21 protein-coding genes, 12 tRNA genes and 1 rRNA gene are annotated in these 26794 nt (G+C 42.2%); 12 read left to right on the top strand and 22 right to left on the bottom strand.

Annotation, left to right across the window (positions count from 1 at the left end; all coding sequences use genetic code 11):
• Positions 1-149: 149 nt before the first annotated feature.
• The 3 genes from QMG11_RS18465 to QMG11_RS18455 all read right to left on the bottom strand — a co-directional run bounded on the left by QMG11_RS18465 (position 150) and on the right by QMG11_RS18455 (position 1995).
• Positions 150-461, bottom strand: coding sequence for a hypothetical protein (locus tag QMG11_RS18465; RefSeq protein WP_281837790.1), 312 nt, complete (start codon positions 459-461; stop codon positions 150-152).
• 569 nt (positions 462-1030) lie between these two features.
• On the bottom strand, positions 1031-1258 hold the full coding sequence (locus QMG11_RS18460) for a hypothetical protein (protein WP_281837789.1): 228 nt from the start codon (positions 1256-1258) through the stop codon (positions 1031-1033).
• A 179-nt stretch (positions 1259-1437) separates the two neighbouring features.
• Positions 1438-1995, bottom strand: coding sequence for a hypothetical protein (locus QMG11_RS18455; protein ID WP_281837788.1), 558 nt, complete (start codon positions 1993-1995; stop codon positions 1438-1440).
• Between the two features lie 681 nt (positions 1996-2676).
• Here QMG11_RS18455 and QMG11_RS18450 point away from each other — a divergent pair.
• From QMG11_RS18450 to QMG11_RS18400, 11 genes are all read left to right on the top strand, one after another.
• The gene (locus QMG11_RS18450) at positions 2677-3000 is read left to right on the top strand and encodes a DUF3870 domain-containing protein (protein WP_281837787.1); all 324 of its coding nucleotides are present in this window, start codon (positions 2677-2679) and stop codon (positions 2998-3000) included.
• 232 nt (positions 3001-3232) lie between these two features.
• Positions 3233-4594, top strand: coding sequence for an aspartate-alanine antiporter-like transporter (locus tag QMG11_RS18445; protein ID WP_281837786.1), 1362 nt, complete (start codon positions 3233-3235; stop codon positions 4592-4594).
• An 11-nt stretch (positions 4595-4605) separates the two neighbouring features.
• Positions 4606-6105 (top strand): succinyl-CoA:acetate CoA-transferase ScpC, encoded by a 1500-nt coding sequence (gene scpC, locus QMG11_RS18440; RefSeq protein ID WP_281837785.1) that lies wholly within the window; start codon positions 4606-4608, stop codon positions 6103-6105.
• Between the two features lie 33 nt (positions 6106-6138).
• A complete protein-coding gene (locus QMG11_RS18435; RefSeq protein ID WP_281837784.1) occupies positions 6139-7815 on the top strand; it encodes an acyl-CoA mutase large subunit family protein in 1677 nt (558 codons plus the stop codon).
• A gap of 16 nt (positions 7816-7831) precedes the next feature.
• Positions 7832-8239 (top strand): cobalamin B12-binding domain-containing protein, encoded by a 408-nt coding sequence (locus QMG11_RS18430; RefSeq protein ID WP_281837783.1) that lies wholly within the window; start codon positions 7832-7834, stop codon positions 8237-8239.
• A gap of 11 nt (positions 8240-8250) precedes the next feature.
• On the top strand, positions 8251-9189 hold the full coding sequence (gene meaB / locus QMG11_RS18425; RefSeq protein ID WP_281837782.1) for a methylmalonyl Co-A mutase-associated GTPase MeaB: 939 nt from the start codon (positions 8251-8253) through the stop codon (positions 9187-9189).
• Positions 9190-9203: 14 nt separating this feature from the next.
• Positions 9204-9614, top strand: a complete 411-nt coding sequence (gene mce / locus QMG11_RS18420; protein WP_281837781.1) for a methylmalonyl-CoA epimerase — start codon at positions 9204-9206, stop codon at positions 9612-9614.
• 15 nt (positions 9615-9629) lie between these two features.
• Complete coding sequence (locus QMG11_RS18415; RefSeq protein WP_281837780.1) at positions 9630-11177, top strand: carboxyl transferase domain-containing protein; 1548 nt, start codon at positions 9630-9632, stop codon at positions 11175-11177.
• 17 nt (positions 11178-11194) lie between these two features.
• Positions 11195-11608, top strand: coding sequence for an OadG family protein (locus tag QMG11_RS18410; protein WP_281837779.1), 414 nt, complete (start codon positions 11195-11197; stop codon positions 11606-11608).
• A 14-nt stretch (positions 11609-11622) separates the two neighbouring features.
• Positions 11623-12012, top strand: a complete 390-nt coding sequence (locus QMG11_RS18405) for a biotin/lipoyl-containing protein (RefSeq protein ID WP_281837778.1) — start codon at positions 11623-11625, stop codon at positions 12010-12012.
• Positions 12013-12033: 21 nt separating this feature from the next.
• Entirely contained in the window at positions 12034-13194 is a 1161-nt protein-coding gene (locus tag QMG11_RS18400; protein WP_281837777.1) for a sodium ion-translocating decarboxylase subunit beta, read from the top strand.
• Between the two features lie 245 nt (positions 13195-13439).
• On the opposite strand, the gene QMG11_RS18395 is transcribed toward QMG11_RS18400, so the two are convergent.
• The 12 genes from QMG11_RS18395 to QMG11_RS18340 form a co-directional block, all read right to left on the bottom strand.
• Positions 13440-13523, bottom strand: a tRNA-Leu gene (locus QMG11_RS18395).
• Positions 13524-13720: 197 nt separating this feature from the next.
• Positions 13721-13795: transfer RNA gene (locus QMG11_RS18390), tRNA-Glu, on the bottom strand.
• Positions 13796-13800: 5 nt separating this feature from the next.
• Positions 13801-13876, bottom strand: a tRNA-Lys gene (locus QMG11_RS18385).
• 21 nt (positions 13877-13897) lie between these two features.
• Positions 13898-13974 (bottom strand) — tRNA-Arg (locus QMG11_RS18380).
• Positions 13975-13985: 11 nt separating this feature from the next.
• Positions 13986-14061: transfer RNA gene (locus QMG11_RS18375), tRNA-Gly, on the bottom strand.
• Positions 14062-14483: 422 nt separating this feature from the next.
• Positions 14484-14567, bottom strand: a tRNA-Leu gene (locus QMG11_RS18370).
• 116 nt (positions 14568-14683) lie between these two features.
• Positions 14684-14759: transfer RNA gene (locus QMG11_RS18365), tRNA-Thr, on the bottom strand.
• A gap of 8 nt (positions 14760-14767) precedes the next feature.
• Positions 14768-14844, bottom strand: a tRNA-Asp gene (locus tag QMG11_RS18360).
• Positions 14845-14922: 78 nt separating this feature from the next.
• Positions 14923-14998, bottom strand: a tRNA-Val gene (locus QMG11_RS18355).
• Between the two features lie 6 nt (positions 14999-15004).
• Positions 15005-15079: transfer RNA gene (locus QMG11_RS18350), tRNA-Glu, on the bottom strand.
• A 3-nt stretch (positions 15080-15082) separates the two neighbouring features.
• Positions 15083-15158 (bottom strand) — tRNA-His (locus QMG11_RS18345).
• A gap of 6 nt (positions 15159-15164) precedes the next feature.
• Positions 15165-15240 (bottom strand) — tRNA-Gly (locus QMG11_RS18340).
• A gap of 487 nt (positions 15241-15727) precedes the next feature.
• On the opposite strand from QMG11_RS18340, the gene QMG11_RS18335 reads away from it, so the two are divergent.
• Positions 15728-16339, top strand: a complete 612-nt coding sequence (locus QMG11_RS18335; protein ID WP_281837776.1) for a sigma-70 family RNA polymerase sigma factor — start codon at positions 15728-15730, stop codon at positions 16337-16339.
• 17 nt (positions 16340-16356) lie between these two features.
• Here QMG11_RS18335 and QMG11_RS18330 read toward each other — a convergent pair whose 3' ends face one another.
• The 7 genes from QMG11_RS18330 to rrf form a co-directional block, all read right to left on the bottom strand.
• Positions 16357-18810, bottom strand: a complete 2454-nt coding sequence (locus QMG11_RS18330) for an AMP-binding protein (protein ID WP_281837775.1) — start codon at positions 18808-18810, stop codon at positions 16357-16359.
• 223 nt (positions 18811-19033) lie between these two features.
• A complete protein-coding gene (locus QMG11_RS18325) occupies positions 19034-21499 on the bottom strand; it encodes an AMP-binding protein (RefSeq protein ID WP_281837774.1) in 2466 nt (821 codons plus the stop codon).
• Positions 21500-21690: 191 nt separating this feature from the next.
• Complete coding sequence (locus QMG11_RS18320) at positions 21691-22254, bottom strand: type II secretion system protein (protein WP_281837773.1); 564 nt, start codon at positions 22252-22254, stop codon at positions 21691-21693.
• Between the two features lie 135 nt (positions 22255-22389).
• Positions 22390-24879, bottom strand: coding sequence for an AMP-binding protein (locus QMG11_RS18315; protein ID WP_281837772.1), 2490 nt, complete (start codon positions 24877-24879; stop codon positions 22390-22392).
• Between the two features lie 31 nt (positions 24880-24910).
• Positions 24911-25057 carry a hypothetical protein gene (locus tag QMG11_RS18310; protein ID WP_281837771.1) on the bottom strand — a complete coding sequence of 49 codons (147 nt, stop codon included), beginning with the start codon at positions 25055-25057 and terminating at the stop codon, positions 24911-24913.
• Positions 25058-25122: 65 nt separating this feature from the next.
• Positions 25123-26529 (bottom strand): MocR-like pyridoxine biosynthesis transcription factor PdxR, encoded by a 1407-nt coding sequence (gene pdxR / locus QMG11_RS18305; RefSeq protein WP_281837770.1) that lies wholly within the window; start codon positions 26527-26529, stop codon positions 25123-25125.
• A 144-nt stretch (positions 26530-26673) separates the two neighbouring features.
• A 5S ribosomal RNA gene (gene rrf / locus QMG11_RS18300) occupies positions 26674-26790 on the bottom strand.
• Positions 26791-26794: the final 4 nt, after the last annotated feature.

The following is a 26794-nucleotide window of genomic DNA, read 5'->3' as shown; positions in this document are numbered from 1 at the left end:
TACGGTATTTTGTAATGCTTAAATATATGCATCAGATCTATTTTATACTATATCTGAAGTTTTTTCCAATCCTAAGCCTAAAAAATCTAGGTTTTTAATTCTATACTTTCCTTAACAATAAAAAAAGAGCTGCAAAATGCAGCCCTCTTTTAGTTATATTTAACTGTCTGAGTGGAGAGGTTTAGTGCATATACACTTTCTCCATCATAAACGAATTCCTGGTAACGCCCAAAGTTTTCAAGCTTCTTCTCCAGTAGAGTTTCAGCTGGTAGATAGAACACCCTTCCCTCCTTAAGGAGCATCTCCTTCTCCTCTTTTTGGGTGTAGATATCCTTAAATTTAACGATATCCTCCTTGCTCTGTCCCAGATACCCTCCATAGACCATCTTTACCATATCTGCTGCTCCTAAAAATACAGATAAGCTTAAAAATATCCCTAATATTAAAAACTTACTTTTCATCTCTTTCCTCCTTTTAAAAATCAGATCCCAATGAAACACTTCATTTCATCCAGGTGCCCTTCAAGTCATAGCACACCTCCTTTTAGATCTATAATAATCTTCTTAGATTTAAAGTTTTTTGAATTCATTCACTCATTTCCCTGAAATTCTAATTATGTATACAACACATGGACATTTGCGTCAATATGTATTAAAAACTTATATCTTTAACCGTATAAACTTTGATTTTATTAATAAATGGACTATCTCACATTTAAGAGAGAGGGGAAGCTGTCAACTTAGATCTACTGCCACACCAGTTACTTTAAGTTCGGGCAGATTTATGTTAAACATTTTAATCTATGGTTGCTCATTAATCTATGAACTTCCCCTCCTTGCTAGGAGAAAAAAGAATGGTTCACCTAGGTTCTTTTGCTAGATTCTCTCTAGAACCCAGAGGTGTTTTAAAAATTAAAAATCCAAGGGAATCTGCCACTAATTTCCACAAATACAACAGTGTGTTATGAAGAAAATATCCATCAATAAGAAAAGAGCCGCTTGAGTGAAGCGGCTCTTTTAGAAGGTATTTTTTAATTTGTTTTGCCTTCCATTTTATGGTGTAGGAACTCACTATAATCCCGGGGTTCAATTTTCCTTATGGCTATCTTATCATCGACAACAGATTCAACAACCATATAATTATCGCTAATATCATCGATAGTCCAAATAATTCCCTTTGTATCCATCCATTTTTCTCCTTGGATAAAATTGTCTCTTAAATAATAATGATGGCTTTTGTGGACATTATCTCTTAACATGACAACACCCCCTTTTGCTACTTGACTGGTTACTTACTACAATATTTAATACTTTACTTTTATTAAATATCGCTTACTCTCTCTTAAAGCAGTTACTATTTAATTTACTGTATCTATTTTATATAAATCTCGAATTCTATATATACAATAAAAAAAGCCGGGAATCCCGGCTCCTTTAATTATTTTCCTACCACCACTGCTGTGGTTGTCTTAAACTGCAGAATCTCACCTGCTCTTATTGCTATTGCTCCGCTGTTTGTCAGAAGTCCCGCACCTGCTCCCAGAGCACCTCCAACCTTTAGACCCTTAGATCCACTCGACCCTCTTGCTTTATTAAAGAGTCCACCAATTGCCGCTGCACCAGTTGCTTTTTTAGCAGTATCCACAGCCTGATTTGCTCCCTCAAAACCTATAGCTGTTGTATTGATTCCATAGTTAAAACCGTCTACCTGAAGCTCCGTAATAGTTATTGCCAGTCTGGAACTTCCAGAGATATTCCCCGCTGAGTTGGAAGAGATTACCCTTCCAAAAACCTTTGATCCTGCACGAACTACTCCTCCATCCTGAAGTGTAACATTACTCTGAAGAGTACCTGTAAATATCTGACCATCAAATGCTGAATTGGAGTCCAGGGTAGAATCCATCTTTACCATAAGATTGGAGTTCTGTGGCAGCACTGGTGAACCAAAAGCCGTTATCGTAAATAATAAAAATAAAACACCTAATAATTTTTTCATCTCAACCTCCCGAATGAAACAATTGATATTTCGTAAAAACCTTCTATTTCTTTAATGTGAATGAATTATAACACATATATTTTATTAGGAGAATACGTGTTTGCGATAATTAATGTACATTTAATTTTCTTAAGAATGGCCCCCTCTCAACTGTAATGTTTTCCTGGGGGAGTTTACCTTGATGACTTCCTTCAGATGTTCCCTAAAGGATTTTTAAGTTTCTTCCTTCTTTCAAAAATATACTAAAATCATTGTTTTTATTCATAATCTATTTTTTTTGAGATATTTTTTCTTTAAAAGAAGTAATTCAGATTATTTTATATATTTTTGTCAAAAGCCTAACCCTTTTTAGAAAAGTATTTTTTTCACTATAAATGCCGAAATTTAAAAGTATGCATTCCCTTTACAGATATTGATATACCCTCTTAACCTTTAATTTTAGTCTCTAAAGAGATCTTTCTAAAAAAAAGAAAATCTTTCCCTTCTCTCCATCGAAACTTAACTTCTTTTTTAGTTAAATTTATAACATATATAGATCATATTCATTTTAAATATTTGCTTTTGCAATCTTTGAGGGTAAACTAATTGTGAACACCATATGTTAATCACGTATGAAAAATTCATTTTATGAAATATATGTTATGTATAAATTTTATTAATGACCTTCCGGGAGGTGAATAGGTGGAAGATATTTTTGTTACCGGATACTCCAAGGTTCCAAAGGGAATTACCATCTCTGAGATGTATTCCGTCATAGTGGTGAGTATGGTTGTAGAGCCTGCTACCAACAAGATCGTCGCTGCAGACTGTTCCCTCGTTACCGACCTCTCCCGAAAGTATGTAAAGGATATACTGGTGGGTGAAGACCTCAAAGACTTCAAGGTTATTGAAGATAAGTTTAAAAGAAAGTATTTTGGCTCTGCCAAGAAAGCTCTTATTACTGCATCTCGAATATGTCACGACCGATATATGAATACCTTAGAAAATTGTATAAATTTTGATTAGTGGTTTTACTGAAGGAGTAGAGCAACCCTTTACTCCAATATTAGTAGATTAAAGCTGATTTATCCTGTGAAAGCAGTGCCTATTTTATAGTGCTGATTTCAGGGTAGGTCAGCTTTTTTATTTTCCAAATATTAAAGTACCTTCCCCTGTAAATCCGGAGTTGCAGAGTGAGGGAACCTGAAGATAGGAGGAAATTTTAAAGGGTAACATCACTTTTATTAAGGAGGCGAGTATGAATTTTGATTTTATTAAATGGGCTATGAACCCGTTTATGCTTATGTTTTTGGCTGTCTTCACAGGTATGCTCCTGGGTAAACTCCTGAAAATAGGTACCTCTGGTGCCCTGTTCACAGGCCTTGGAATCGGCTGGGCAATTATGAAAGCTGCCAACAAAGTCGTAGAGAGCGGCCAGGGAAATGTTGGTGCCGCTGAAAAGCTTTTAAAGGTCAGCGTTGTAGATAAGGGTTTCTTCAGCTTATTTCTTATTCTTTTCGTTGCAGCTGTAGGCCTTCTTGCTGCAGATAAGATAGCTGTCATCATAAAAAAGTATGGTCCTAAGTTTATTATCTTAGGTTTTATCATCACCTTCCTGGGAGCTGGAACTACCTATGTACTGACCGTTCTCAGCAATGGGGCCAACCCATATGAGGTTTCCGGAGTATATACCGGTGCCCTCACAAGTTCCCCTGGACTGGCTGCTGCCCTTGAAACTGCAAGGGATCATGCCAAGGAGTGGTCTGGAGATTATGCAAACCTCACAGAACACGACAAGAACAGGATACTGAGCATCTTAAATCCCGGCACAGTCCCAGATGCATCTATGGTTACCTCCCTTCCCCCAGAGGCTATGGATTCCTTTCTGGTAAATGCTGAAGCTGGGGTGGGGGTAGGTCATGCTATAGGTTATCCCTTTGGAGTTCTTATTGTTATCCTGGCTATGAGGCTTATCCCCAAGATCTTTGGCTTAAATATGGAGAAGGAGTATGAAACATTCAGGGCCGAGATGAAGGAAGCCGAGGAAGCAGGAGGGGTAAAGCATATAGAACCTGTTTCCTTTGACCTTATCGCCTTTGCCCTGGCCTGTGCAGGGGGATATACCTTCGGAATGCTCAAGATAAACCTTGGCCCTCTGGGGTACTTCAGCCTGGGGTCAACTGGTGGAGTTCTCATCATATCACTGATACTTGGATACATTGGAAAGATTGGTTTCCTTAACTTTAGAATGGACAAAAAGATCCTCGGAACAATAAGAGAAGTTGGACTTGCTTTCTTCCTGGGAATTGTTGGTCTCAGATATGGATTTGCAGTGGTGGACTCCCTCACTGGTTCAGGACTATACCTTGCCTTTGTCTCAACAGCAGTAGGAATCGTATCTATGATCGTTGGATTTGTTATAGGAAAATATGTCTTTAAGATCAACTGGATTATGCTATCTGGGGCTATATGTGGCGGTATGACCTCAACTCCTGGTCTGGGAGTTGCAATAGACGCTGTTGGATCAGATGACCCAGCTGCCGGTTATGGAGCAACTTATCCATTTGCCCTTTTTGGGATGGTACTATTCACCATAATACTTCATAAACTACCTATGTAAAGGAGGAGCACATGTTAAAGAATAGAATTAGAAGGGATGATCTGCTAAATAGAGTAATGAGTGCCGATGAAGCTGCCAAGGTTATACATCCAGATATGGTTATTGCAACAAGTGGTTTTACTCCCTCTGGATACCCCAAGGAAGTACCCTTAGCCATAGCCAGAAGAGTTGAGGAAACTGGAGAAAAGCTTAACCTTACACTTATCACCGGAGCCTCTGTGGGAGATGAACTAGATGGAGCCCTCTCAAGGGTGGGAGCCATCGCCAAACGTTTCCCCTACCAGACGAACAAGGATCTCAGAAAGGGAATAAACAGCGGGGATATCAAATACCAGGATCTTCACCTCTCCCATGTGCCCCAAATGATCAACTACGGCTTCTTTGGGAAAGTAAATGTGGCTATAGTTGAGGCTATTGCCATTACCGAGGAGGGAGGAATAGTTCCATCTACATCTGTAGGGATCTCCCCTCAGGCTGTAAAAAATGCCGACATGGTTATTGTAGAGATAAACACCTCTCAGCCCCTGGCTCTGGAAGGAGTTCACGATATCTATATGACTGAAAATCCTCCCCTCAGGGATCCCATCCCCATAAAGAACCCGGGAGACAGGATAGGAAAACCTTATATCCAGTGTGATCCCGACAAGATCGTGGCAATAGTCCACTCTGAGATTACAGATAAGGTAAGACCCCTGGGAGCCATCGACGATAACTCCCGAATGATCTCCAAGCACATTATAAACTTCCTGGAAACCGAAGTGAAGTGCGGCAGACTTCCTGAAAACCTTCTGCCACTCCAGTCTGGTGTGGGATCTGTAGCCAATGCAGTTCTTGGAGGACTTGTGGATTCTAACTTTGAAGACCTTACCTGCTATACAGAAGTTATCCAAGATTCCATGTTTGACCTTATCGATGCCGGCAAGGTAAAGGTAGCATCGGGAACATCCTTCACTCCCTCTGAGGCGGGTCTGCAAAAACTTATGAATAATATAGAGCACTACAGCAAGTATTGTATCTTAAGGCCCATGGAGATCTCCAACAACCCTTCCATAGCAAGACAGCTTGGGGTTATAGCAACGAACACTGCCATAGAGGTGGATATCTATGGCCACGTTAACTCCACCAATGTTATGGGGAGTAAGATGATGAATGGTCTCGGAGGCTCTGGGGACTTCACCAGAAATGCCTACATCTCTATCTACACTACAGTATCCACAGCTAAAAAGGGACTTGTTTCATCCATCGTACCAATGGTATCCCATGTGGATCATACCGAGCACGATGTTCAGGTTATCGTTACTGAGCAGGGCTTAGCTGACCTCAGAGGACTTACTCCTCGGGAAAGGGCCAGAGCCATCATAGATAACTGTGCTCATCCCGAGTACAAGGAGATGCTACATGAGTATCTGGACAGAGCCGAGAGGGAGGTAGGAGGACACCAGCCCCACATCATAGGGGAAGCTCTTTCCTGGCACGACAGATTCCTGAAAACAGGAAGTATGAAATTTTAAATTAATATAAACCTTAATCTCAAGGAGGAAGATATGTTTAACAAGGAAAAACTGCAGGAGATACAAGATAACTACCAGCAATACCATGAAAAAACAGAAAAGTCTTTGGAAAAGAGACCTGAAAGGAATGATACCTTCTTTACCGGGTCTGGAGATGAGATCAACAGACTCTATACCCCTGGAGATGTAAATACCGTTGACTATCAGGAGAAGATAGGATTCCCGGGGCAGTTCCCATATACAAGGGGGGTACAGCCTACAATGTATAGAGGTAGGCTCTGGACCATGAGAATGTATGCTGGTTTTGCCACAGCTGAAGAGTCCAACAACAGATATAAATACCTTATCGAACAGGGGTCCAAGGGGCTTTCAGTAGCCTTTGACCTCCCAACTCAGATAGGATACGATTCCGACCACGCCCTTTCCGAGGGAGAGGTAGGTAAGGTGGGAGTAGCCATCGACTCCCTTGCAGATATGGAGATCCTCTTTGACGGCATCCCTCTGGACAAGGTAAGTACATCTATGACAATCAACGCCCCTGCATCTGTTCTCCTTGCTATGTATATAGCTGTAGCTGAAAAGCAGGGAGTTTCCCCAGATAAGCTGAGGGGGACAATTCAAAATGATATCCTCAAGGAGTATGTTGCAAGGGGAACATATATCTTCCCACCAGATCCTTCAATGAGGCTTATTACAAATATCTTCGAGTATTGTTCAAAGGATGTTCCCCTGTGGAATACCATCAGTATCTCCGGATACCATATTAGAGAAGCAGGATCCACAGCTGCCCAGGAAGTAGGATTTACCCTGGCTGACGGTATTGCATATGTTGAGGCTGCAATAAAAGCGGGACTGGATGTAGACTCCTTTGCTCCTAGACTTTCATTCTTCTTCAATGCCCACAACGACCTTCTTGAAGAGGTTGCAAAATACAGAGCTGCAAGAAGATTATGGGCTAAGATCATGAAGGACAGATTTGGAGCTAAAAATCCTAAATCCATGGCCCTTAAGTTCCACACTCAGACTGGTGGTTCTACACTGACTGCTCAGCAGCCTGAAAACAATATTGTAAGGGTAGCTATCCAGACCCTTGCTGCAGTAATGGGAGGAACTCAGTCCCTTCACACAAACTCCAAGGATGAGGCTCTTGCCCTTCCTACAGAGGACTCAGTAAGAGTAGCACTGAGAACCCAGCAGATAGTGGCTCATGAAAGCGGAGTAACAAACACAATAGACCCTCTGGGAGGATCATACTATATAGAAGCTAAGACAGACGAGATAGAGAAAAGAGCTATGGAGTATATCAAGAAAATCGATGACCTTGGCGGGGCTCCGGCAGCTATAGAGAAGGGGTATATCCAGGAGGAGATCATGGATGCCGCTTACTACTACCAGAGAGAGGTAGAGGATGAGAAGAGAATAATCGTAGGTATGAACCAGTTTAAGGTAGAGGAGGAAGCTCCTAAAGACCTTCTGAAGGTTGACCCTATTGTTGGTAAGATGCAGAGAGAAAAACTGGCTAAACTTAGATCTGAAAGAGATAACGCTCAGGTAGAGGCTAACCTTAGCAGCCTGAGAAAAGCTTGTAAGGGACAGGAAAATGTAATGCCTTATATCCTTGAAGCTGTAAGGTCCTATGCTACTCTGGGAGAAATTTGCGGAGTAATGCGTGAGGTGTTTGGAGAGTATCAGCAAAGTGTAAATCTATAAAATCTGAGGAGGAACAATGATGGAAAAGATAGACAGACCTATAAGAGTATTGGTCGCTAAACCTGGCCTGGATGGTCATGACAGAGGTGCCAAGATAATCGCAAGAGCCCTTAGGGATGCAGGGATGGAGGTAATCTACACGGGACTCAGACAGACTCCCGAACAGATTGTAAACGCAGCTATACAGGAGGATGCAGATTGTATAGCTGCGAGTATCCTTTCCGGTGCCCACAATACACTTCTTCCAAAGATCAGCCAGCTTCTTGCTGAAAATGATGCTGAGGATATCCTCTTTGTAGGGGGAGGAGTTATTCCTGATTCCGATATTCCACTCCTGAAGGAAAGCGGAGTTGCTGAAATCTTTACTCCTGGAACACCTACAAATGTAACTATTGATTTTATCAGAAATAACATCAACAGATAGGAAGAGAGCCCATGGAGAATATAAAGGATAAACTCTTAAATGGAAGTAAAAGAGCTGCTGCAAGACTTATTACCATGGCTGAAAATGGTGACTCTAAAGCTGCCAATATAATAAAAGAACTCTACACCAAAACCGGTAATGCCTATGTTATAGGCATTACCGGTCCTCCAGGGGCAGGGAAGAGCACCCTCACCGATAAACTGGTTAAATCCATCAGGAGGGAGGGAAAGAAGGTAGGAATTATTGCCATAGATCCCACAAGTCCCTTCACAGGGGGAGCCATCTTGGGAGACAGAGTTAGGATGTCCGATCTAAACAGTGATCCCGGAGTATTCATAAGATCTATGGGAGCCAGGGGAAGCCTTGGAGGAATCTCCGAAGCCACTGGTATAGCTACCGATATTCTGGATATCTTTGGTTGTGAGTATATCTTTATAGAGACAGTAGGAGTCGGTCAGTCGGAAGTGGATATTGTAAAATCCTGCGACACCACAGTAATGGTTATGGTTCCTGGACTGGGAGATGACATCCAGGCTATAAAAGCCGGTGTCATGGAGATAGGAGATGTCTTTGTTATCAATAAAGCCGATAGAGACGGGGCAAAGAAAACTGCCCGGGAGATAAAAACAATGCTCGGTTATAAGTCCGACGGCTGGGTTCCCACCGTTAATATGGCAGTGGCTGTAAATAACGAGGGGATCGAGGAGATTACAGGATCTATCCTGGAGCACAAGGACTTCATGAAAAACAGCGGTGACGGAGCTGCAAGAAGGGTTGAAAATAAGAGGAGTGAACTTTTAAATATAGTAAAGGAAAGAATGCTGCAAAAGCTTTTGGAAAAAACCTATGACGGGAAGCTCTTAGAGGAGCTGTCCATAGAGGTCGCAGAGAGAAAAAACAATCCATACTCTGCCACAGAAACCATTCTTAAAAAAATAAATATGAATTGATGAGGGGGAATATCATGAAAGCAATGAAGATTGATCATATAGGAATCGCTGTTAAAAACTTAGATGAGGTAGCTGATTTCTACCAGAATGTAATGGGAATAAAGCTTCATGGAACTGAGGTTGTGGAGGATCAGAAGGTAAAGGTGGCTTTTCTTCCCGTTGGAGATACTGAATTAGAGCTCCTTGAATCAACCCATCCAGATGGTCCCATTGCAAAGTATATCGATAAAAAGGGAGAGGGAGTGCAGCACATAGCCTTCAGAGTAGATGATATAGACTATGCAATAAACTATATGATGGATAAGGGATACAGGATGATCGATGAGAGCCCTAGGTATGGTGCTGGTGGAGCCAAAATAGCATTCATGCATCCAAAGGGAACTAAGGGAGTTTTAGTGGAACTATGTGAAAGAAACCATATCTAAGGAGGGAATTTACCTATGCCTATTGCTAAAATCAATGATCTGATCAAGAAGAAAGAAGCGATATCTCTTGGTGGAGGTATCAAAAGAATAGAGAAGCAGCACGCCAAGGGAAAGCTCACTGCAAGGGAGAGACTTGAAAAACTATTTGATCCGGGAACCTTCATAGAGATGGACGCCTTTGTAAAACTTCGTTGTACAAGCTTTGGTCTGGATAAGGCCAATATGGAGAGCGAGTCTGTAGTGACTGGTTACGGATCTATTAATGGAAGACTTGTATATGCCTTCTCCCAGGATTTCACCATTACAGGGGGAGCTCTCGGAGAGATGCATGCAAAAAAAGTAGTTAAGGTTATGGATAACGCTGCCAAGGTAGGAGCTCCTGTAATAGGACTAAATGACTCTGGAGGGGCCAGAATACAGGAAGCTGTAGATGCCCTCTCTGGATATGGAGATATCTTCTACAGAAACTCCATCTACTCTGGTGTAGTTCCTCAGATATCGGCTATTATGGGTCCTTGTGCCGGTGGAGCTGTTTATTCTCCAGCCCTTACAGACTTTATCTTCATGGTGGACTCCACTTCCCAAATGTTTATAACAGGTCCCCAGGTAATAAAAACAGTTACCGGAGAGATGGTTTCAGCAGAGTCCCTGGGAGGAGCTATGACCCACAACAGTGTCAGCGGAAATGTACATTTTATCTCCCAGACAGATGAAGAGTGTATAGCAGAGATCAGAAGGCTGGTTGACTTCCTTCCCTCAAACAACATGGAGAAGGCTCCAAGGCTAGAGATACAGGATGACATCAACAGACAGGTAGAGGAGTTCACAAGCATCATTCCTGCCAACCCCAACAAACCATACAGCATGTTTGAACTGATCTCTCATCTGGTGGATGACGGTGACTTCATGGAGTATCAGCCATATTTTGCCAAGAATATAGTTACCTGCTTTGCCAGAATAAACGGACAGTCTGTAGGAATTATTGCCAATCAGCCTCAGGTAATGGCAGGATGCCTGGACATAAATGCCGGAGATAAAACTGCCAGATTCATAAGAACCTGCGACTCCTTTAATATCCCACTTCTTACAATAGTGGATGTTCCCGGCTTCCTTCCTGGTACCAACCAGGAGTATGGAGGAATTATAAGGCACGGTGCCAAGATTCTCTATGCTTACAGTGAGGCTACTGTACCTAAGGTGACTCTTATTACAAGAAAAGCCTATGGGGGAGCTTATGTAGCAATGTGTTCAAAGTCCCTGGGAGCTGACATGGTCTTTGCGTGGCCAACTGCCGAGATTGCAGTAATGGGACCACAGGGAGCTGTAAATATAATATTTAAGAACGACATCAAAAATGCAGAGGATAAGGAAGCCATGAGAAAGCAGAGGCTGGAGGAGTATACAAATGAATTTGCCACTCCATATAAGGCCGCTGAAAGAGGCTTTGTTGATGATGTAATAGAACCTAAAACCACCAGACAGAGGATAATAGATGCCTTCAATATGCTGGAGGGAAAAAGAGAAAAGATGCCTAGTAAGAAACATGGAAATATACCGCTGTAGAAAGGAAGTGATTACCTGTGACAATTAATGAAATTATGGAGATATTTTCCAATCCTGAAACAATCCACTCCCTTTCCTTCGGTGAAAAACTTTTAGGTGTGGGATTTACAATGGTTCTCGGAATGGGAATAACCTTTATTTCCCTGGTTATCTTGAAGGGTGTTATGGAGGTGATGACCAGGGTTCTTGTAGAGAAGAAGAAACCTGTGGCAGTTGCCGAGACCGCAGCGACTCCTCCTCAGACTGAGGTTCAAGAGGTAGAGGAACCCCACAATGATGAAGCTGTTATTGCAGCAATAACAGTGGCCCTCTCTGCAAAGCTTAAAACACCCATGAGTAATATTGTAATCAGAAACATAAGGAAGGTAGGGGGTTCCAAAAACTCTTGGAATCATGTGGGAATAATTGAACAGATGAATAGCAGATTATAGACTAGGAGGTCGTTATGAAGAATTTTAGAGTAGTTGTAAATGGTACTGAATATGAGGTGGGAATTGAAGAGATAGTGGGAGATCAGGTGAGCACTCCCGTGGTAAAGGAGCCTATAAAAGCAGCTCCGCCTAAACCTGCTCCGGTAAAAGCAGCGCCCCCTAAGGCTACTGCAGCTCCTATGATAGAAGGTGAAGGATCGGTTGCGGCTCCTATGCCTGGAACTGTAATCAACGTTCACAAAACCAAGGGAGACAAGGTAAGCAAGGGAGAGGTTCTCTTGGTACTGGAAGCAATGAAGATGGAAAACGAAATTATGGCACCATGTGATGGTACTGTTGCCGATATCAATGTAAGCTCTGGAGCTTCTGTAAATGCAGGGGATCTGCTAGTTGTTATATCATAATCTTGTAGAGGAGGAGAATTTATGTTAAGTGCTATATTTGACTTTATTCAAAATACAGGATTCTATGGTATGACCCTTAGCACCATTATTATGATTCTTGTAGCATGCCTTCTGGTTTATCTAGCTGTTGTAAAGGGATTTGAACCTCTACTCTTGGTTCCCATCGCCTTTGGAATGCTCCTTACAAACCTTCCCATGGCTGGGCTCATGGCAAAACCTGTAATGGAGATAAAAGACAACCTTGTTACTACAGTACAACCAGGAGGACTTATATACTATCTGTTTCAGGGAAACCATCTGGGAATCTTCCCTCCGCTGATCTTCCTAGGGGTAGGAGCTATGACAGACTTTGGTCCCCTTATTGCTAACCCCAGATCTCTTCTTCTTGGGGCAGCAGCTCAGTTTGGTATCTTTATGACCTTTGCAGGAGCTATTCTTTCTGGGCTATTTACAGCTCAGGAAGCAGCTTCCATAGGAATTATCGGAGGAGCAGATGGACCTACAGCTATCTTCCTTTCATCTAAGCTGTCACCGCATCTATTAGGACCTATTGCTGTTGCGGCATACTCCTATATGGCTCTGGTACCAATCATACAACCCCCTATTATGAAGTTTCTTACTACAAAGGAGGAGAGAGCAATAAAGATGGAGCAGCTTAGAAATGTCTCCAAGAAGGAAAAGATAATCTTCCCTATTATTGTAACAATCGTTGTTTCCCTCATCGTTCCCCCTGCAGCCACTCTTGTGGGAATGCTCATGCTTGGAAACCTCTTTAGAGAGTGTGGTGTTGTTGGCAGACTGGAAGACACTGCTAAAAATGCCCTCATCAACATCATCACAATCTTCCTGGGAATATCTGTAGGAGCAAAGGCTACTGGAGAGGAATTCTTAAGAGTAGAGACCCTGGCAATATTGGGACTTGGAATTGTTGCCTTTGGTGTGGGAACTGCAGCTGGAATCCTTCTTGCTAAGCTTATGAACAAGCTTACAAACCTTGATATCAACCCCCTTATAGGATCGGCTGGTGTTTCTGCTGTTCCAATGGCTGCAAGGGTATCACAGGTGGTAGGACAAAAAGAAAATCCATCCAACTTCCTTCTGATGCACGCTATGGGACCAAATGTTTCTGGAGTAATCGGCTCTGCTGTATCAGCTGGTGTATTACTGTCATTATTCGGCTAAAGAAAAAAGAGCAGATTAGATCTGCTCTTTTTTTAATTATTGAATATTTACTTTATTTTCTTCAACAGATAAAATGATTTTTAAAGATCTATCCATTATTTCATAAGTTTCTATTGCGTTTTAAATGATGCAGCGGTTCGTGCTTTCTGTTTTACCTCCACTTTATAATTTAATCTTTTAAATTTATTAATTAATAAAAAAATGGACTGAATCTACTTCAGTCCTAAAGTTTTTTATTAAATTAATGGTGCGGAGGGGGAGACTTGAACTCCCACGTCAAAGACACTAGATCCTAAGTCTAGCGCGTCTGCCAATTCCGCCACCCCCGCAAAGTAAATTATAAGTTTTTCTGCAAATGAATCAAGTTCATTCTTGAAAACCTTGTAATTCAGGAAAATCTTTAAAAGATATTTCCTGTGGCAAATGCTTTCAGCACTTTTTGAAACAAAACAGGTTTTGTTTCAAAACTCATAAATTTTGTAAAATGAATTTATTTCATTTTCAAAGAAATCTATAGAGTTATTGGTGGTACCCCGTAGGAGAATTGAACTCCTGTCTACAGAGTGAAAATCTGGTATCCTAACCACTGGACGAACGGGGCACTCTTGGTGCGTCACACAGGGATCGAACCTGTGACAACTCGATTAAAAGTCGAGTGCTCTACCAACTGAGCTAGTGACGCATATTTATTTTAAATTTTAAATGGCGAGCCTGAAGGGATTCGAACCCCTGACCCACGCCTTAGAAGGGCGTTGCTCTATCCAGCTGAGCTACAGGCTCATTTAAAACTATGGAGCGGGAAACGAGGGTCGAACTCGCGACATTCAGCTTGGAAGGCTGACGCTCTACCAACTGAGCTATTCCCGCATCTGTTGGCTGCCCTGATGGACAAGAACTATAATACTATACATTTTAGATAATGTCAATACTTTTTTATAAAAAACTTCATTTTTTCCATAATTACCACAACTTTTAACAACTTTGCCCTTGGCTATCTAAATAATAATGTATAATTTTTGATTATCTACTTCTGCACTTACTTAATAAAAGTAGAAGCAGTTCTTTCTTTAGCATCGACCATTTAAAAGTATCGTGGCTGGAATATTAAAAAAGATGTCCAGAAAACGTCGGAGACTATCACGAAGTATATCTCCCAATACGATTTTCCAAGCTTATTTTTATACGAAATACACTTTGACAACTCTCGATCCCTTGGTTACTTCTATATCAAAGTAAAAACAATATTACAACAATAAAAAAACCAGTCAAAAGACTGGTTAAAAATCAAATGGTGCGGAGGGGGAGACTTGAACTCCCACGTCAAAGACACTAGATCCTAAGTCTAGCGCGTCTGCCAATTCCGCCACCCCCGCATAGAACTTGACAAATTTTCTGGCAAATGATGTAAAATCATTCTTGAAAATTTCGTCAGTTAGAAAAGACTAAAATCTCTTCTAGTGGCTTAAGCTTTCGCTTATTAAGTTATAAATGGTGCCGCCTATCGGAGTCGAACCAATCACCTGCTGATTACAAGTCAGCTGCTCTACCAGATGAGCTAAGGCGGCAAAGTTAATGGCGGGAGTGACGAGATTCGAACTCGCGACATCCTGCGTGACAGGCAGGCACTCTAACCAACTGAGCTACACCCCCATAAACTTACCTTTTGAACGCTCAAGTATCTTAACATCCTGAACATTTTTTGTCAACAACTTTTTTTAGAAGTTTAAATGGTGGTCACAACTGGACTTGAACCAGTGACCCCCTGCTTGTAAGGCAGGTGCTCTCCCAACTGAGCTATGCGACCATTTAGTGGTACCCCGTAGGAGAATTGAACTCCTGTCTACAGAGTGAAAATCTGGTATCCTAACCACTGGACGAACGGGGCATTTGGGGTGAATGACGGGATTTGAACCCGCGACAACTTGAACCACAATCAAGCGCTCTACCAACTGAACTACACTCACCATCTATGGAGCGGGAAACGAGGGTCGAACTCGCGACATTCAGCTTGGAAGGCTGACGCTCTACCAACTGAGCTATTCCCGCAGACAGGAATAATAATAACACACCTACAAATATCTGTCAATATTTTTTCTGAAGTTTTTTATTTTTTTATGAATTAACCATATAGTAATGTTTTAGGTGGTTGCACTCGAAACACCTATAAATCCCTTTACCTATAAGGCCTAATAAAAAAGCCCCTACCTATTGACTTTTTACTTTTTTGGAAATATCATTGTGGTGTAATGTTTTATTTTAAACTAACTGTTTATTTGTATTAAATACATTGTCTCAATACTGTTTTCTATAGCTTTCTTCACTACTCCTTCTTGAGACAAGTTCGTAAACCAAGTTTCAATTTCAACTTTAGGACTTTCAGAGTATAGGTTTTCGACCTATGTGCAACAATGAAATACACTAACAGTACACTAATCATTATGCTACTTAGGCACACTTTCATTACTGGGGATAGGAGGGTGTGTTTTTATATTCTGGGGAATGATTTATCTTTGTTTAAGGAGAGGAGTTGTTTATGATTGAAGTAGAATTGGTTAAAAAGGCACAGGAAGGTGACCAGGAAGCTGTTACTCAAATATTTGATAAGTATCGGGGATTTGTAATGATGAAGAGCCGTAATTACTTTTTAAATGGAGCCGATAGGGAAGACCTACTCCAAGAGGGAATGATTGGCCTTCTGAAGGCTATCAGAGCCTATGACGACGGTAAAAATGCTTCCTTTAATACCTTTGCTTCTCTTTGTATTAAACGACAGATTATTACAGCTATCAAAAATTCTAATTCTGGAAAAAATAGAATGTTGAATATAGCTGTAAATGGATTTTATGAGGGTGAGGAATCAAACGTCTCCTATAATAAAAAGTCCTTTAACTTTTACAACCCCGAGGAGATCTTCCTGGGCAAGGAGAAGATAGAGGGGCTTAAGGAGTATCTCTCTGGTAACCTTAGTAAGATGGAGAATGAAATATTCGACTATATGCTCCTAGGAAACAACTATATTGAAATTGCTAAGAAGACTGGAAGAAGTGTGAAGTCTGTTGACAATGCCATCCAGAGAATAAAAAAGAAGGTAAAGGGATTTTTAGAAGACTATGAAATTTTTAGAAAAAACAACGGGAGCTGTTAATCAGCTCCCGTTACTTTTTATTTCTCTACCCATTCCTTTATTCTATCTCTGGTCTTCTCTACAACTTCCTCATAGCTCATGTTTTCAGGAAGGATCCTGTCAAAGAACTTTATCTCAACTCTACCAGACTTTGGCAGCTTTGTTCCAGTTGGAAAAGCCTCATAAGCCCCTCTGATACCAAATGGAACTACAGGTACATTCAGCTCCTTAGATAAGATAGCAAAGGACTTTTTAAACTCTCCCATCCTTCCCTCTCTACTCCTTACTCCCTCTGGAAATATCACAACATTCTTTCCGCTGTTAAGTACGTGAGCAAGAGTTTGAAGTGTCTCAGCTAGATTTTTATTTATATCCACCACTAAAACATTGGTGTTATCAGCTATCCTCTTCATCTTAGGGGAATCAAAGTGCTTAACCTTAGCCATATAATAGCTATTTTTCAATACATCATTTGGTAGAGCTTCATTTAATATAGCTCCATCAGCAACACTTTGGTGGTTTCCAGCAAAGATAACCGGTGAATCAGATACATGCTCTACTCCTGATTTGCTATGCTTCAGATAAAGTTTAAATACCGGCTTTAATAGTACCTTAGCCAGAATTCCAAGCTTATTTGATTTAGGCAGCTCTACCTCTATCTCCTTGTGAAGGATCTCCCCCCAATTTACCCCTGTATCCACTATCTCATTGGAATGCTCCTCCAGGTATCTGGCAAGCTTTTCAACTGTAGAGTGCTCCAGAAGAAGTTCCTCATTTGCATCTACTCCAAAGGTACTCTCCAGGTAGGATAGAAGTTCCACAAGCTCCAGAGAATCCAGTCCTAAGTCCAGCTCTAGGTGAGCATTGGGAGCTACTCCCCTTCCCTTTACACTCTTCAGGTAATCTGAAAGTACTCTGTACTCCTCAAACTCAGGTTCCTCTATCTCCACTTCCTCTCTATTCATTCCATCCAAGAAGTCTGGAAGCATAAATCTTCTTACCTTTCCAAGCTTAGTCTTAGGGAGCTCCTCTCCCACTACCTCTATAGCCAGGATCTTTCTGTAGGCCGGGGCTCCGTTGTTGTACTTATCCACTACTCCCCACTTAAGGGTCTCCCTTATGTTGGTTACTCCCTCATCCTTTACAGCCTGGAAGTTAGGGTATACTACTGCTGTCAGAAGATTGTTGTACTCGGTAACTGCCATCTCCTGAATCAGGTTGGTATTTTTCATAATAAATGCCTCTATCTCAAGAGGGTTAATATTCTTACCGTTGGAGAGTACTATCATCTCCTTCTTTCTACCAGTTACAAAGAGCTTTCCATTTCTCAGCTCTCCCAGGTCTCCCGTATGGATCCATCCATCCCTTACAGTTTCCGCTGTCGCTTCAGGCCTCTTGAAGTATCCCTTCATTACATGTCTTCCCTTGGACAGGATCTCCCCGTCATCTGCTATCTTCAGCTCAGTTCCAGGAAGAACTATCCCTGCTGATCCAGGTAAGACCTCCCCTCCAGGGGTAAATGTCATCATAGGGGCTGTTTCCGTCATCCCATAACCTTCCAGCACCTCTATTCCAAGAGTAAGAAAGTCCTTTGCCACCTGGGGCTCCAGCTTGGAGCCCCCCGATACAAAGTACCTTATATTCCCTCCAAACCCTTCATGGACCTTTTTAAATATCTTTCTGCTCAGGGAAAGGTTCTGGAACCTCTCACACAGACTAAACAGGGTTCTTGCCACCTTATTTGAGTTTATCTTATCCATTATTCCCTTGTGGAACATCTCATATAACCTAGGTACCCCTATTATCATAGTTATCCCATTGTTCTTAAGGCACTCCCCTATAGCAGCCTTGGACATCTCCTTCAAAAATACCACCGTTGCCCCCTTGGAAAGAGGAATTATCCCTGCTCCCAGTAGTGGGAAGATATGGTGCATAGGCAGAATTGCTAGAATCGAGTCTGTAGACTTGTACACATCGTACTTATCCAGCCCCTCTACATTTACCAGGATATTGTCATATGTCAGCATTACTCCCTTAGGGTCTCCAGTAGTTCCAGATGTATAGAGCATAAGAGCTACAGCATCCCTTTCAGGGTGCTCTAGGTAATCTACCTCTCCCTCATAGGTATCTTCTATGTCATCTGCCACAACTACCTCTAGAGACACTCCTGTGTCCTCTATGGCCCTTCTAGTGACCTCCTCATTCTTTCTCGATGTAAGTATATACTTTGCATCTGCATCCCTTAAGTAATATTCCAGGGACTCACTGTCAAAACTCTCATCTAAGCATACACAAGTTCCCTTTTTATCCCATACAGCTAGGAACGAGTAAAGGAGTTCTGGTCTGTTTTCCATAAAGATTATTACTCTATCTTCCCTTTCAAGATCAAGCTTTTCCCCAAAGGACTTAGACCACTTTATCGTATCCTTGTATGATATATCGCTCCCATCATACTTTATTGCTGTTTTCCTAAAGTCTGTTACAAACTTCATTATTCCTCCCATTTTGTAATACACCTGTTATATTAACCTCAAAAGTTATTATAACATAAATAACAGGATAAAACAATTTTGTGAAGTTTTTGCATGTTTTATTATAATGCATTTTGAACCGTTCATTACAGCTTTTAAAGCCCTATTTTACAGGGATTCAAGATTACATACCTCAAACCACAATAATATTACAAGTGTTATCTAACCTTAATTATTTCTTAAATTATTTTTTCTCCAGCCACTCCTTGATCCGGTCTCTGACCTCCCTGTTAAAATCCTCTGTACTTCTCTCGCCGCAGAGGGTCTCCTCGAAGAACTCTATATCCACAGGTCCCCTCTTTGGAACTCTGCTTCCATATGGCATCAGATCATAGGCTCCCCTTATTCCAAAGGTTACAACTGGCACCTCCAGCTCCCTTGCAAGGATTGCAAAGGTCTTCTTAAACTCTCCGATCCTTCCGTCTCTGGTCCTTGCTCCCTCAGGAAATATTACAAGGTTTCCCCCACTTTGGAGGATCTCAGCTGCTTTCTGGAGGCTTTCCTTTATATTCTTATTTAGATTTACCAGAATTATATTTCCGTTTTCAGCTGCAAACCTCTTTATACGGCCCTCGAAGTGTATATTTATAGCCATATAGTAGGTTTCCCCTCTCACATGAGGAGGAAGGATGGAGTTCAGCATAAAGCCGTCCAGGAAACTCTGATGATTTCCTGCCAGTATACACGGCTTATCTGGGATATTTTCAATCCCTTTTAACCTTAGGTCTACATAGTACTTTAGAGGCAGCCAGGTAAGGAACTTCACCAGCCCTCCTCTTATTAGTGGTGTAGGAAGTTCTCCTCCCTTGGTCTTAGTCAGTATCTCCCTCCAGTTTATCTCCTCATAGGTGATCTCCTTCCTGTTAGCTGCCAGATACTCTGCAAGGCTCTCCACTGTTGAGTGCTCCAACAGAAGGTTCTCAGCTACCGGTATCTTAAAGGTATGCTCCAAGAAGGACAGAAGCTCCACTAGCTCCAGGGAATCCAGTCCAAGATCCAGTTCCAGATGTGCTCCGGGAACCACTCCCCTGCTCTTTACCTTCTTCAGATAATCGGCAAGAACTCTGTACTCCTCAAAATCAGGTTCCTCTACCTCTACCTCCTCCCTCTTCATACCATCCAGGAAGTCCTTCAGCATAAACCTTCTTACCTTACCCAGCTTTGTCTTGGGCAGCTCCTCTCCTACTACCTCTACACCCAGGATCTTTCTGTAGGTTGGGGCTTCATTGTTATACTCATCTATTGCTCCCCACTTGAGGGTCTCCCTTATATTGGTTATCCCCTCATCCTTCATCGCCTGAAAGTTGGGATATATCACCGCTGTGAGAAGGTTGTTGTACTCGGTAACTGCTATCTCCTGAATTAGGTTACTCTTTTTAAGTATGGAAGCTTCTATCTCCAGTGGATTGATATTCTTCCCTGTGGAGAGAACTATCATCTCCTTCTTCCTTCCGGTTACATAGAGCTTTCCGTCCCTCAGCTCCCCCAGGTCTCCCGTATGGATCCATCCGTCCACCACTGTCTCTGCAGTGGCTTCTGGCTTATTGAAGTACCCCTTCATTATATGTCTTCCCCTGGATAGTATCTCCCCGTCCTCTCCTATCTTCAGCTCAGTTCCAGGAAGGACTATTCCTGCTGAACCGGGAACAACCTGTCCCCTAGGTGTAAATGAGATCATGGGAGCCGTCTCCGTCATTCCATACCCCTCTATTACCTCCAGTCCAAGGGTAAGAAAGTCCTTGGCTATCTGCGGTTCCAGCTTAGATCCCCCAGACACAAAAAACTTTATCCTTCCTCCAAATCCCTCGTGGACCTTCTTAAATATCTTTTTGCTAAAATTTAAGCTTCCTGCTCTCTCGCATACCTTAAAGAGGATCTTGGCTACTCTGTTCCCCTCTATCTTCTCCATTATCCCCCTGTGAAACATCTCATAGAGCCTGGGAACCCCTATTATCATAGTTATTCCGTTCTTCTGTAGGCACTCTCCAATGGCAGCTTTGGACATCTCCTTTAAAAAGACCACAGTCCCCCCCTTGAAAAGGGGCACTATTCCCGACCCCAGCAGGGGAAAGATATGGTGCATGGGAAGTATCGCCAGCACTACATCCGTCTTCTCATACATCTTATATGGTTCCAGTCCCTCTAGGTTTGCCAGGATATTATCATATGTGAGCATTACCCCCTTGGGATCCCCTGTAGTACCTGAGGTATAGAGCATAAGGGCCACTGCTTCCCTATCTGGATGCTCCAGCCAGAGCTCTTCTGCTTCCAGTCTCTTTTCTCCTTCATTTAGCTCATCCACCACCAGCACCTTCAGCTTCACTCCGGTAGCCGCTATTGCTTCCCTGGTGGTCTCCAGGTTTTTATTAGAGGTGAAGATATACCTGGCATCTGCATCCCTCAGGTAGTACTCCAGCTCCTTAGCGTCAAACCCCTCATCCAGACACACGCAGGCTCCCTTCCTGTCCCATACTGCTAGAAAGGCATAGAGAAGCTCTGGCCTGTTCTCCATAAATATGATTACCCTGTCCTCCCTCTCTATCTCAAGGTGTTCTCCATAGGACTTAGCTCCCTCTATCATCTCCCTGTAGGAGATATCCCTTCCCTCATATTTTATAGCTGTTTTATTATAATCTGTTATAAACTTCATCCCATCCTCCTAAAATTAAAAGATGCCATAATATAAATCTACAACATTAATCCCCACTTCCTCTATAATTCCACTAAAAAGGATCGTGACCCTCCATTCTTTTTAACCTTATGTAATAACTTATTATAATAGGGTTAATCCATAATTCTATACTTTTACCTCACTAATAAAAAAGCTCCCCTCAGGGAGCTCTATCTCGGGGTAATTGAATTCCCCTTTATATCTATTAGGTTTGGATCTTCCTCAATAACCCATACAAACCAGTTATTACTCGACCACATTATAGTTCCAGATGTTCCGCCGTCTCCTCCGTCTATATCCCTGTCCAGTGCCTTAGCCAGCTCCCTGTCCTTGGAATAGATCTCTATGACAAAGACATTACGCCCTGCGTAATCCCAGTAGTCCAGCTGATACTCATTTTCTATTCCACCGTCCAGAGCACCTGCTCTTAGAGGATTCTTAGGCCACTTATTCAGGTAGGGCCCCTTCCATCCAGGAAGACCTCCAGAGTTCTCAAAGAAAGAGGATTTATTTTCAGAGGAGCCCCAGCTTCCGCTGTCAAAGGGAGGCCACTGCTCCGTATCAGCCCTGTGCATACGTGCTGCTGTGTCTATAGCCCTTAGATCTCCCTCTACCTTAGCTATCTTTCCGCTGTCTACCACCCCTGTAAATTTTGGCAGTGCTATAGCTGCTAAGAAGCCTATAACTGCCACTACTACCATGAGCTCTATTAAAGTAAATCCGTTTTTTTTCATCTATCAATTTCTCCTCTAACTACAAAGATATAATTGTTCATTATATCTTATCTGTCACTTGTTTTCAAGATCAAAAAACTTAACTGATTGTCAATTAAAAAGCTGCCGGCTTTTAACCGGCAGCTTTGATTCTTACTACTTATTTTCCATTAACCACTTCTCTATGACATCTCTTGTCTCAGCCACTGTCTCATTTACTTCCTTTTCCTCTCCTCCAATGGCTTTGAAGAACTCTATCTTAACCTCTCCCTTATTTGGCATGCTTGCACCATAAGGCATAGCCTCATATGCACCCTCTATACCAAATGGTACAACTGGGATATTCAGCTCACGGGAAAGTATTCCAAAGGTCTTTTTAAACTGCTGTAGATCTCCATCCCTTGTTCTGGCTCCCTCTGGGAATATTACAAGGTTTTTACCCTCTCTCAGTACCTTTGCCGCTATCTGAAGAGTTTCCTTAAGGTTTTTATCTACATCCACAAGGATTATATTTCCCCTGTTGGCTATAAACTTTCTGAATCCGCTCTCAAAGTGCGATGAAATTGCCAGATAGAAGGTCTTATCCCTTACCTTCTCTGGAAGAAGATAGTTCAGAATAAACCCGTCCAGGAAGCTCTGGTGATTTCCTGCAAAAATACAAGGGGAATCCACAAGGTTCTCTAGTCCCTCGACACTCATACTTAAACGACTCTTTAATATAGGAGTTGTTGCAAGCCTCACTACTTTCCCCACTAGGGTAGACTTTGCCATATCCACTGGAACATCCTCAGTAAGTATCTGCTTCCAGTTAATATCTCCCTGGCTGTACTCTCCACCCTTCTCTCTGATAAGGACGCAGAGCTCCCCTACATTGCTTATTCTGGCGATGTCCTCCTCGTGTATTGAAGCTCCAAAGTTAGCCTCTATGAAGGAAAGTACCTCAACTATATCCAGAGAATCCAGTCCCAGATCTAGCTCCAGGTGAGATTCTGGAGTCACTTCAAGGTCATGGGTATCCTTGAGATACTTCTTCAGCTTAAGATACTCAACTGTCTCCTCCTCTGGAGACCTCTCCCTTACCTTTTCCTCCTCCTGCTTCTTAGCTACAGGCTCATCTAATAGTTCCTTTAGTTTAAATCTTCTAAGCTTTCCTAGCTTCGTTTTAGGCAGCTCATCCTTTACTATCTTTATCTCCAGGATCTTCCTGTATTTAGGAGCCGTTACATTATACTTGTCGATTATCTCCCACTTAAGCTTCTCCTTGATATTGGCTATCTTAGCTTCCTTTACAGCTTTAAAGTCGGGATGTACCAGAGCCATCAGGTGGTTGTGGTACTCCACCACAGCCATCTCCTTTATAAGGTCTGTATTTCTCATTATCTCATCCTCTATATCAGCTGGATTTATATTTTTACCGTTGGAGAGGACTATCATCTCCTTCTTTCTTCCAAGGATATAGAGGTGTCCGTCCTCTAATCTTCCCAAGTCTCCAGTATGGAACCATCCATCTCCGTCTATTACCTGGGATGTGGCTTCTTCATTTTTAAAGTAACCCTTCATGACATTTGGTCCCTTAGCCAGCACCTCTCCATCCTCGGCTATCATTACATCTACCCCAGGAATGGCCTCTCCTGCAGAGCCGGCTACAGCGTCCTCTGGTCTGTTAAATGTGATTATTGGGGAGGTCTCTGTAAGTCCATACCCCTCAAGCATCATAAATCCGAGAGTTGAGAAATCCTCCATTATCTTGGCATCCAGTTTTGCTCCACCACTTGCCATTACTCTCAGGTGTCCTCCGAATCCCTCATGGACCTTCTTAAAGAGGAACTTACTCAGCTTTTTATTCTCCATCTTCTCACACAGCTTAAAGAGTTTTAGAGCTAGCTTATTGGCTCTTATCTTGCCCATAAGCCCCTTGTGGAGCATCTCCCACAGTCTAGGCACTCCTACCATTATAGTTATCTTGTACTTCTGCAGAGCTCCTCTTATCGCCTCAGAGGATAACTCCTCCACCATTACAATAGTTGCTCCCTTGTACATTGGTCCCAGCAGGTTGGTCACAAGGGGCAGGATATGGTGTAGAGGAAGAAGCGCTATAAACCTGTCCTCCTTACTGTATAACTTTATCTTTTCCAGAGGGTTTATATTGGACATTATATTGTCTGTTGTCAGCATAACTCCCTTTGGATTTCCAGTTGTACCAGATGTGTATAGTATTATTGCTGTGGCATCCCCCTCGGGAGCCTCTACCACATAGTTGTCAGGGGTATATCCCTGCGGTATCTCTACATCCTCAAACTTTATAATCTTCACAGTTGATCCTGTGGTTTCCTTGGCTCTCACTGCTGTCTCATAGTTTTTCTCAGATGTGAATATATACTTAGGCTCTGCATCCCTTAATACATAGGCCAGCTCCTCCTCACTGTACTCGCCGTCTAAGTTTACAGATGTTCCCTTCCTCTCCCATACTGCAAATATTGAAAAAGCAATCTCCGGCCTATTTTCTGTGAAGACAACTACCCTGTCTTCTTTCTCTATATCTAAAAGGGTAGAGTAGTATTTTATCCCTTCAATTACCTCTTTATATTGGTACTCCTTCTCCTTATAAACTATGGCTAACTTCCCATAATCTTCAATAAACTTCATTGTTTCCTCCTAGTAATAGTTTCTGTTTCTCCTAGAGGTTGTCTATCAGTTCCTCTAGTTCCTTTCTGTCCTTTGCAGTGAGATCATATCCCGCCTTGAGCTTCTTCAGTACATTGGAGTCCTCTGCAGACATAGATCTCTCCAATACCTTTATTATCATCCTTACGTAAAAATCCATTCTTCCTCCTAAATCTCTTTCTTCTTCTGTAGGCTCTCCCTACCTTTTTTCCTATAAAACTACCTCTAATACTCCTCCAGGGTCTCATTTAATATCCTTACTCCAGCCTCTATCTCCTCCTCCGTTGCATTGGCAAAACTCACCCTCACAAAGGGATTGGAGGATCCCTTCTGGAAAAACCTGTTCCCTGAAAACAGAAGAAGTCCCTTCTCATAGGCCTTCCTGGAAAACTTCTCTCCATCCATCCATTCTGGAAGAGCCAGCCAGAAAAATAACCCTCCATAGGTAGGGTAGTAGATCCTTATCCGCTCATTTTCTCCCAGAAGCTTCTTCATATACCTATATCGCCTCTTAAATATCCTTCTTATTTTTTTAAGGTGTACATCTATATTACCACACTCCAGGTACTCATGGAATGCCCTTTGGGTAAGCCCCGAACTGGATATATCCGCCATATACTTTATCTTGGCTGCACTCTCTGCCAGTTCCTGTGGCAGAAGCATAAAGGCAAACCTTAGTCCCGGCATAAGTATCTTAGAAAAACTCTTTATATAAATTACCTGGTTGTTCCTGTCATATGCCTTTAAACTCTTAGGCTTCTTGGGAGAGTAGTAGATCTCAGACATACAATCATCCTCAACCACCCTTACCCTATATCTTTCAACCAGCTCCAGAAGCTTAAGCTTCTTCTTTTCACTCCAGAAGATCCCAGTTGGATTCTGAAAATTAATTATGGTATATATAAACTTAATTCCCTTTTCCTTTTCCAGGATATATCTTAACTTCTTTAAATTCATCCCGTCCTTTTCCACAGGAACGGATATGATATGGGCTCCTGCCCTCTTAAAGGATGATATTGCCCCTGGATATGTAGGTTCCTCCACTATGACTTTGTCTCCGGGCTTTATAAGCATCCTTCCAGCTATATCTATGGCCTGCTGTGAACCGGAAACTATCTGAATATTTTCGCTCACAGCCTCTATACCGTCCCTCTTCAGTATCTCTACCATCTTCTCCCTGAGGGGTTCATATCCCCTGGCATCCTCATAGGAAAATGCCTCTCCCCCCTCCCTGTCAAGGACGGTATTGATAGCTCTTCTGAAGTCCTCCACTGGAAAGAGGTCGGAGGAGGGACTTGCTCCTGCAAAGTTTATCTTATCCTTATCCTCTGGCTTGATATCCCACAGCTCCTCCATGGCTTCCTTCTCCTCGGAGCTTACCTTGGCTGTCTTTACCTCTCCTACATAGCTTCCACTTCCCACTATCTTATAGAGATATCCCTCCCTCTCTAGGAGGTCATAGGCCTTTACAATGGTGGAAGTATTTACCTCCAACCTCTTAGCAGCAGTTCTTATAGCTGGAAGCCTGTCATCCTTCTTTAGCCTGCCATCCTCTATGGCTTCTCTTATTTCTTCAAATACCTTTATATATAACTTCTTACTTTTATCTTTTTTCACTGAAAAATCAAACATACGATCACCTACCATATATTGTATCGATACACTGTTGTTGAGTCAAGGGAATCTCTTTAAATATACACCTGAATACAGTAAAAAGCCCCCCTATACAGAAGATTTCCATATAAGAAGACTTTTTACTTTACAAAAAATAAAAAAACTTGGCAAGTTCCTATCCTCCCAGGGGGCTGCCCCCCAAGTACTTTCAGCGTTTACGGGCTTAACTTCTGGGTTCGATATGTGACCAGGTGTACCTCCGTAGCTATTCTCACCAAGCTAT

The organism is Propionigenium maris DSM 9537 (genome assembly GCF_027925155.1).
Classification (GTDB): domain Bacteria; phylum Fusobacteriota; class Fusobacteriia; order Fusobacteriales; family Fusobacteriaceae; genus Propionigenium; species Propionigenium maris.
This window is presented reverse-complemented; position numbering and strand designations above follow the sequence as displayed.

Bases quoted from the DNA above. Each gene is read 5' to 3' on its own strand.
- QMG11_RS18465 (WP_281837790.1), bottom strand. From the start codon at position 461: ATGAAAAGTAAGTTTTTAATATTAGGGATATTTTTAAGCTTATCTGTA.
- QMG11_RS18400 (WP_281837777.1), top strand. From the start codon at position 12,034: ATGTTAAGTGCTATATTTGACTTTATTCAAAATACAGGATTCTATGGT.
- QMG11_RS18315 (WP_281837772.1), bottom strand. From the start codon at position 24,879: ATGAAGTTTATTGAAGATTATGGGAAGTTAGCCATAGTTTATAAGGAG.
- QMG11_RS18325 (WP_281837774.1), bottom strand. From the start codon at position 21,499: ATGAAGTTTATAACAGATTATAATAAAACAGCTATAAAATATGAGGGA.
- QMG11_RS18320 (WP_281837773.1), bottom strand. From the start codon at position 22,254: ATGAAAAAAAACGGATTTACTTTAATAGAGCTCATGGTAGTAGTGGCA.
- QMG11_RS18330 (WP_281837775.1), bottom strand. From the start codon at position 18,810: ATGAAGTTTGTAACAGACTTTAGGAAAACAGCAATAAAGTATGATGGG.
- mce (WP_281837781.1), top strand. From the start codon at position 9,204: ATGAAAGCAATGAAGATTGATCATATAGGAATCGCTGTTAAAAACTTA.
- QMG11_RS18445 (WP_281837786.1), top strand. From the start codon at position 3,233: ATGAATTTTGATTTTATTAAATGGGCTATGAACCCGTTTATGCTTATG.
- meaB (WP_281837782.1), top strand. From the start codon at position 8,251: ATGGAGAATATAAAGGATAAACTCTTAAATGGAAGTAAAAGAGCTGCT.
- QMG11_RS18310 (WP_281837771.1), bottom strand. From the start codon at position 25,057: ATGGATTTTTACGTAAGGATGATAATAAAGGTATTGGAGAGATCTATG.
- QMG11_RS18405 (WP_281837778.1), top strand. From the start codon at position 11,623: ATGAAGAATTTTAGAGTAGTTGTAAATGGTACTGAATATGAGGTGGGA.
- QMG11_RS18435 (WP_281837784.1), top strand. From the start codon at position 6,139: ATGTTTAACAAGGAAAAACTGCAGGAGATACAAGATAACTACCAGCAA.
- QMG11_RS18430 (WP_281837783.1), top strand. From the start codon at position 7,832: ATGATGGAAAAGATAGACAGACCTATAAGAGTATTGGTCGCTAAACCT.
- QMG11_RS18455 (WP_281837788.1), bottom strand. From the start codon at position 1,995: ATGAAAAAATTATTAGGTGTTTTATTTTTATTATTTACGATAACGGCT.
- QMG11_RS18415 (WP_281837780.1), top strand. From the start codon at position 9,630: ATGCCTATTGCTAAAATCAATGATCTGATCAAGAAGAAAGAAGCGATA.
- QMG11_RS18335 (WP_281837776.1), top strand. From the start codon at position 15,728: ATGATTGAAGTAGAATTGGTTAAAAAGGCACAGGAAGGTGACCAGGAA.
- pdxR (WP_281837770.1), bottom strand. From the start codon at position 26,529: ATGTTTGATTTTTCAGTGAAAAAAGATAAAAGTAAGAAGTTATATATA.
- scpC (WP_281837785.1), top strand. From the start codon at position 4,606: ATGTTAAAGAATAGAATTAGAAGGGATGATCTGCTAAATAGAGTAATG.
- QMG11_RS18460 (WP_281837789.1), bottom strand. From the start codon at position 1,258: ATGTTAAGAGATAATGTCCACAAAAGCCATCATTATTATTTAAGAGAC.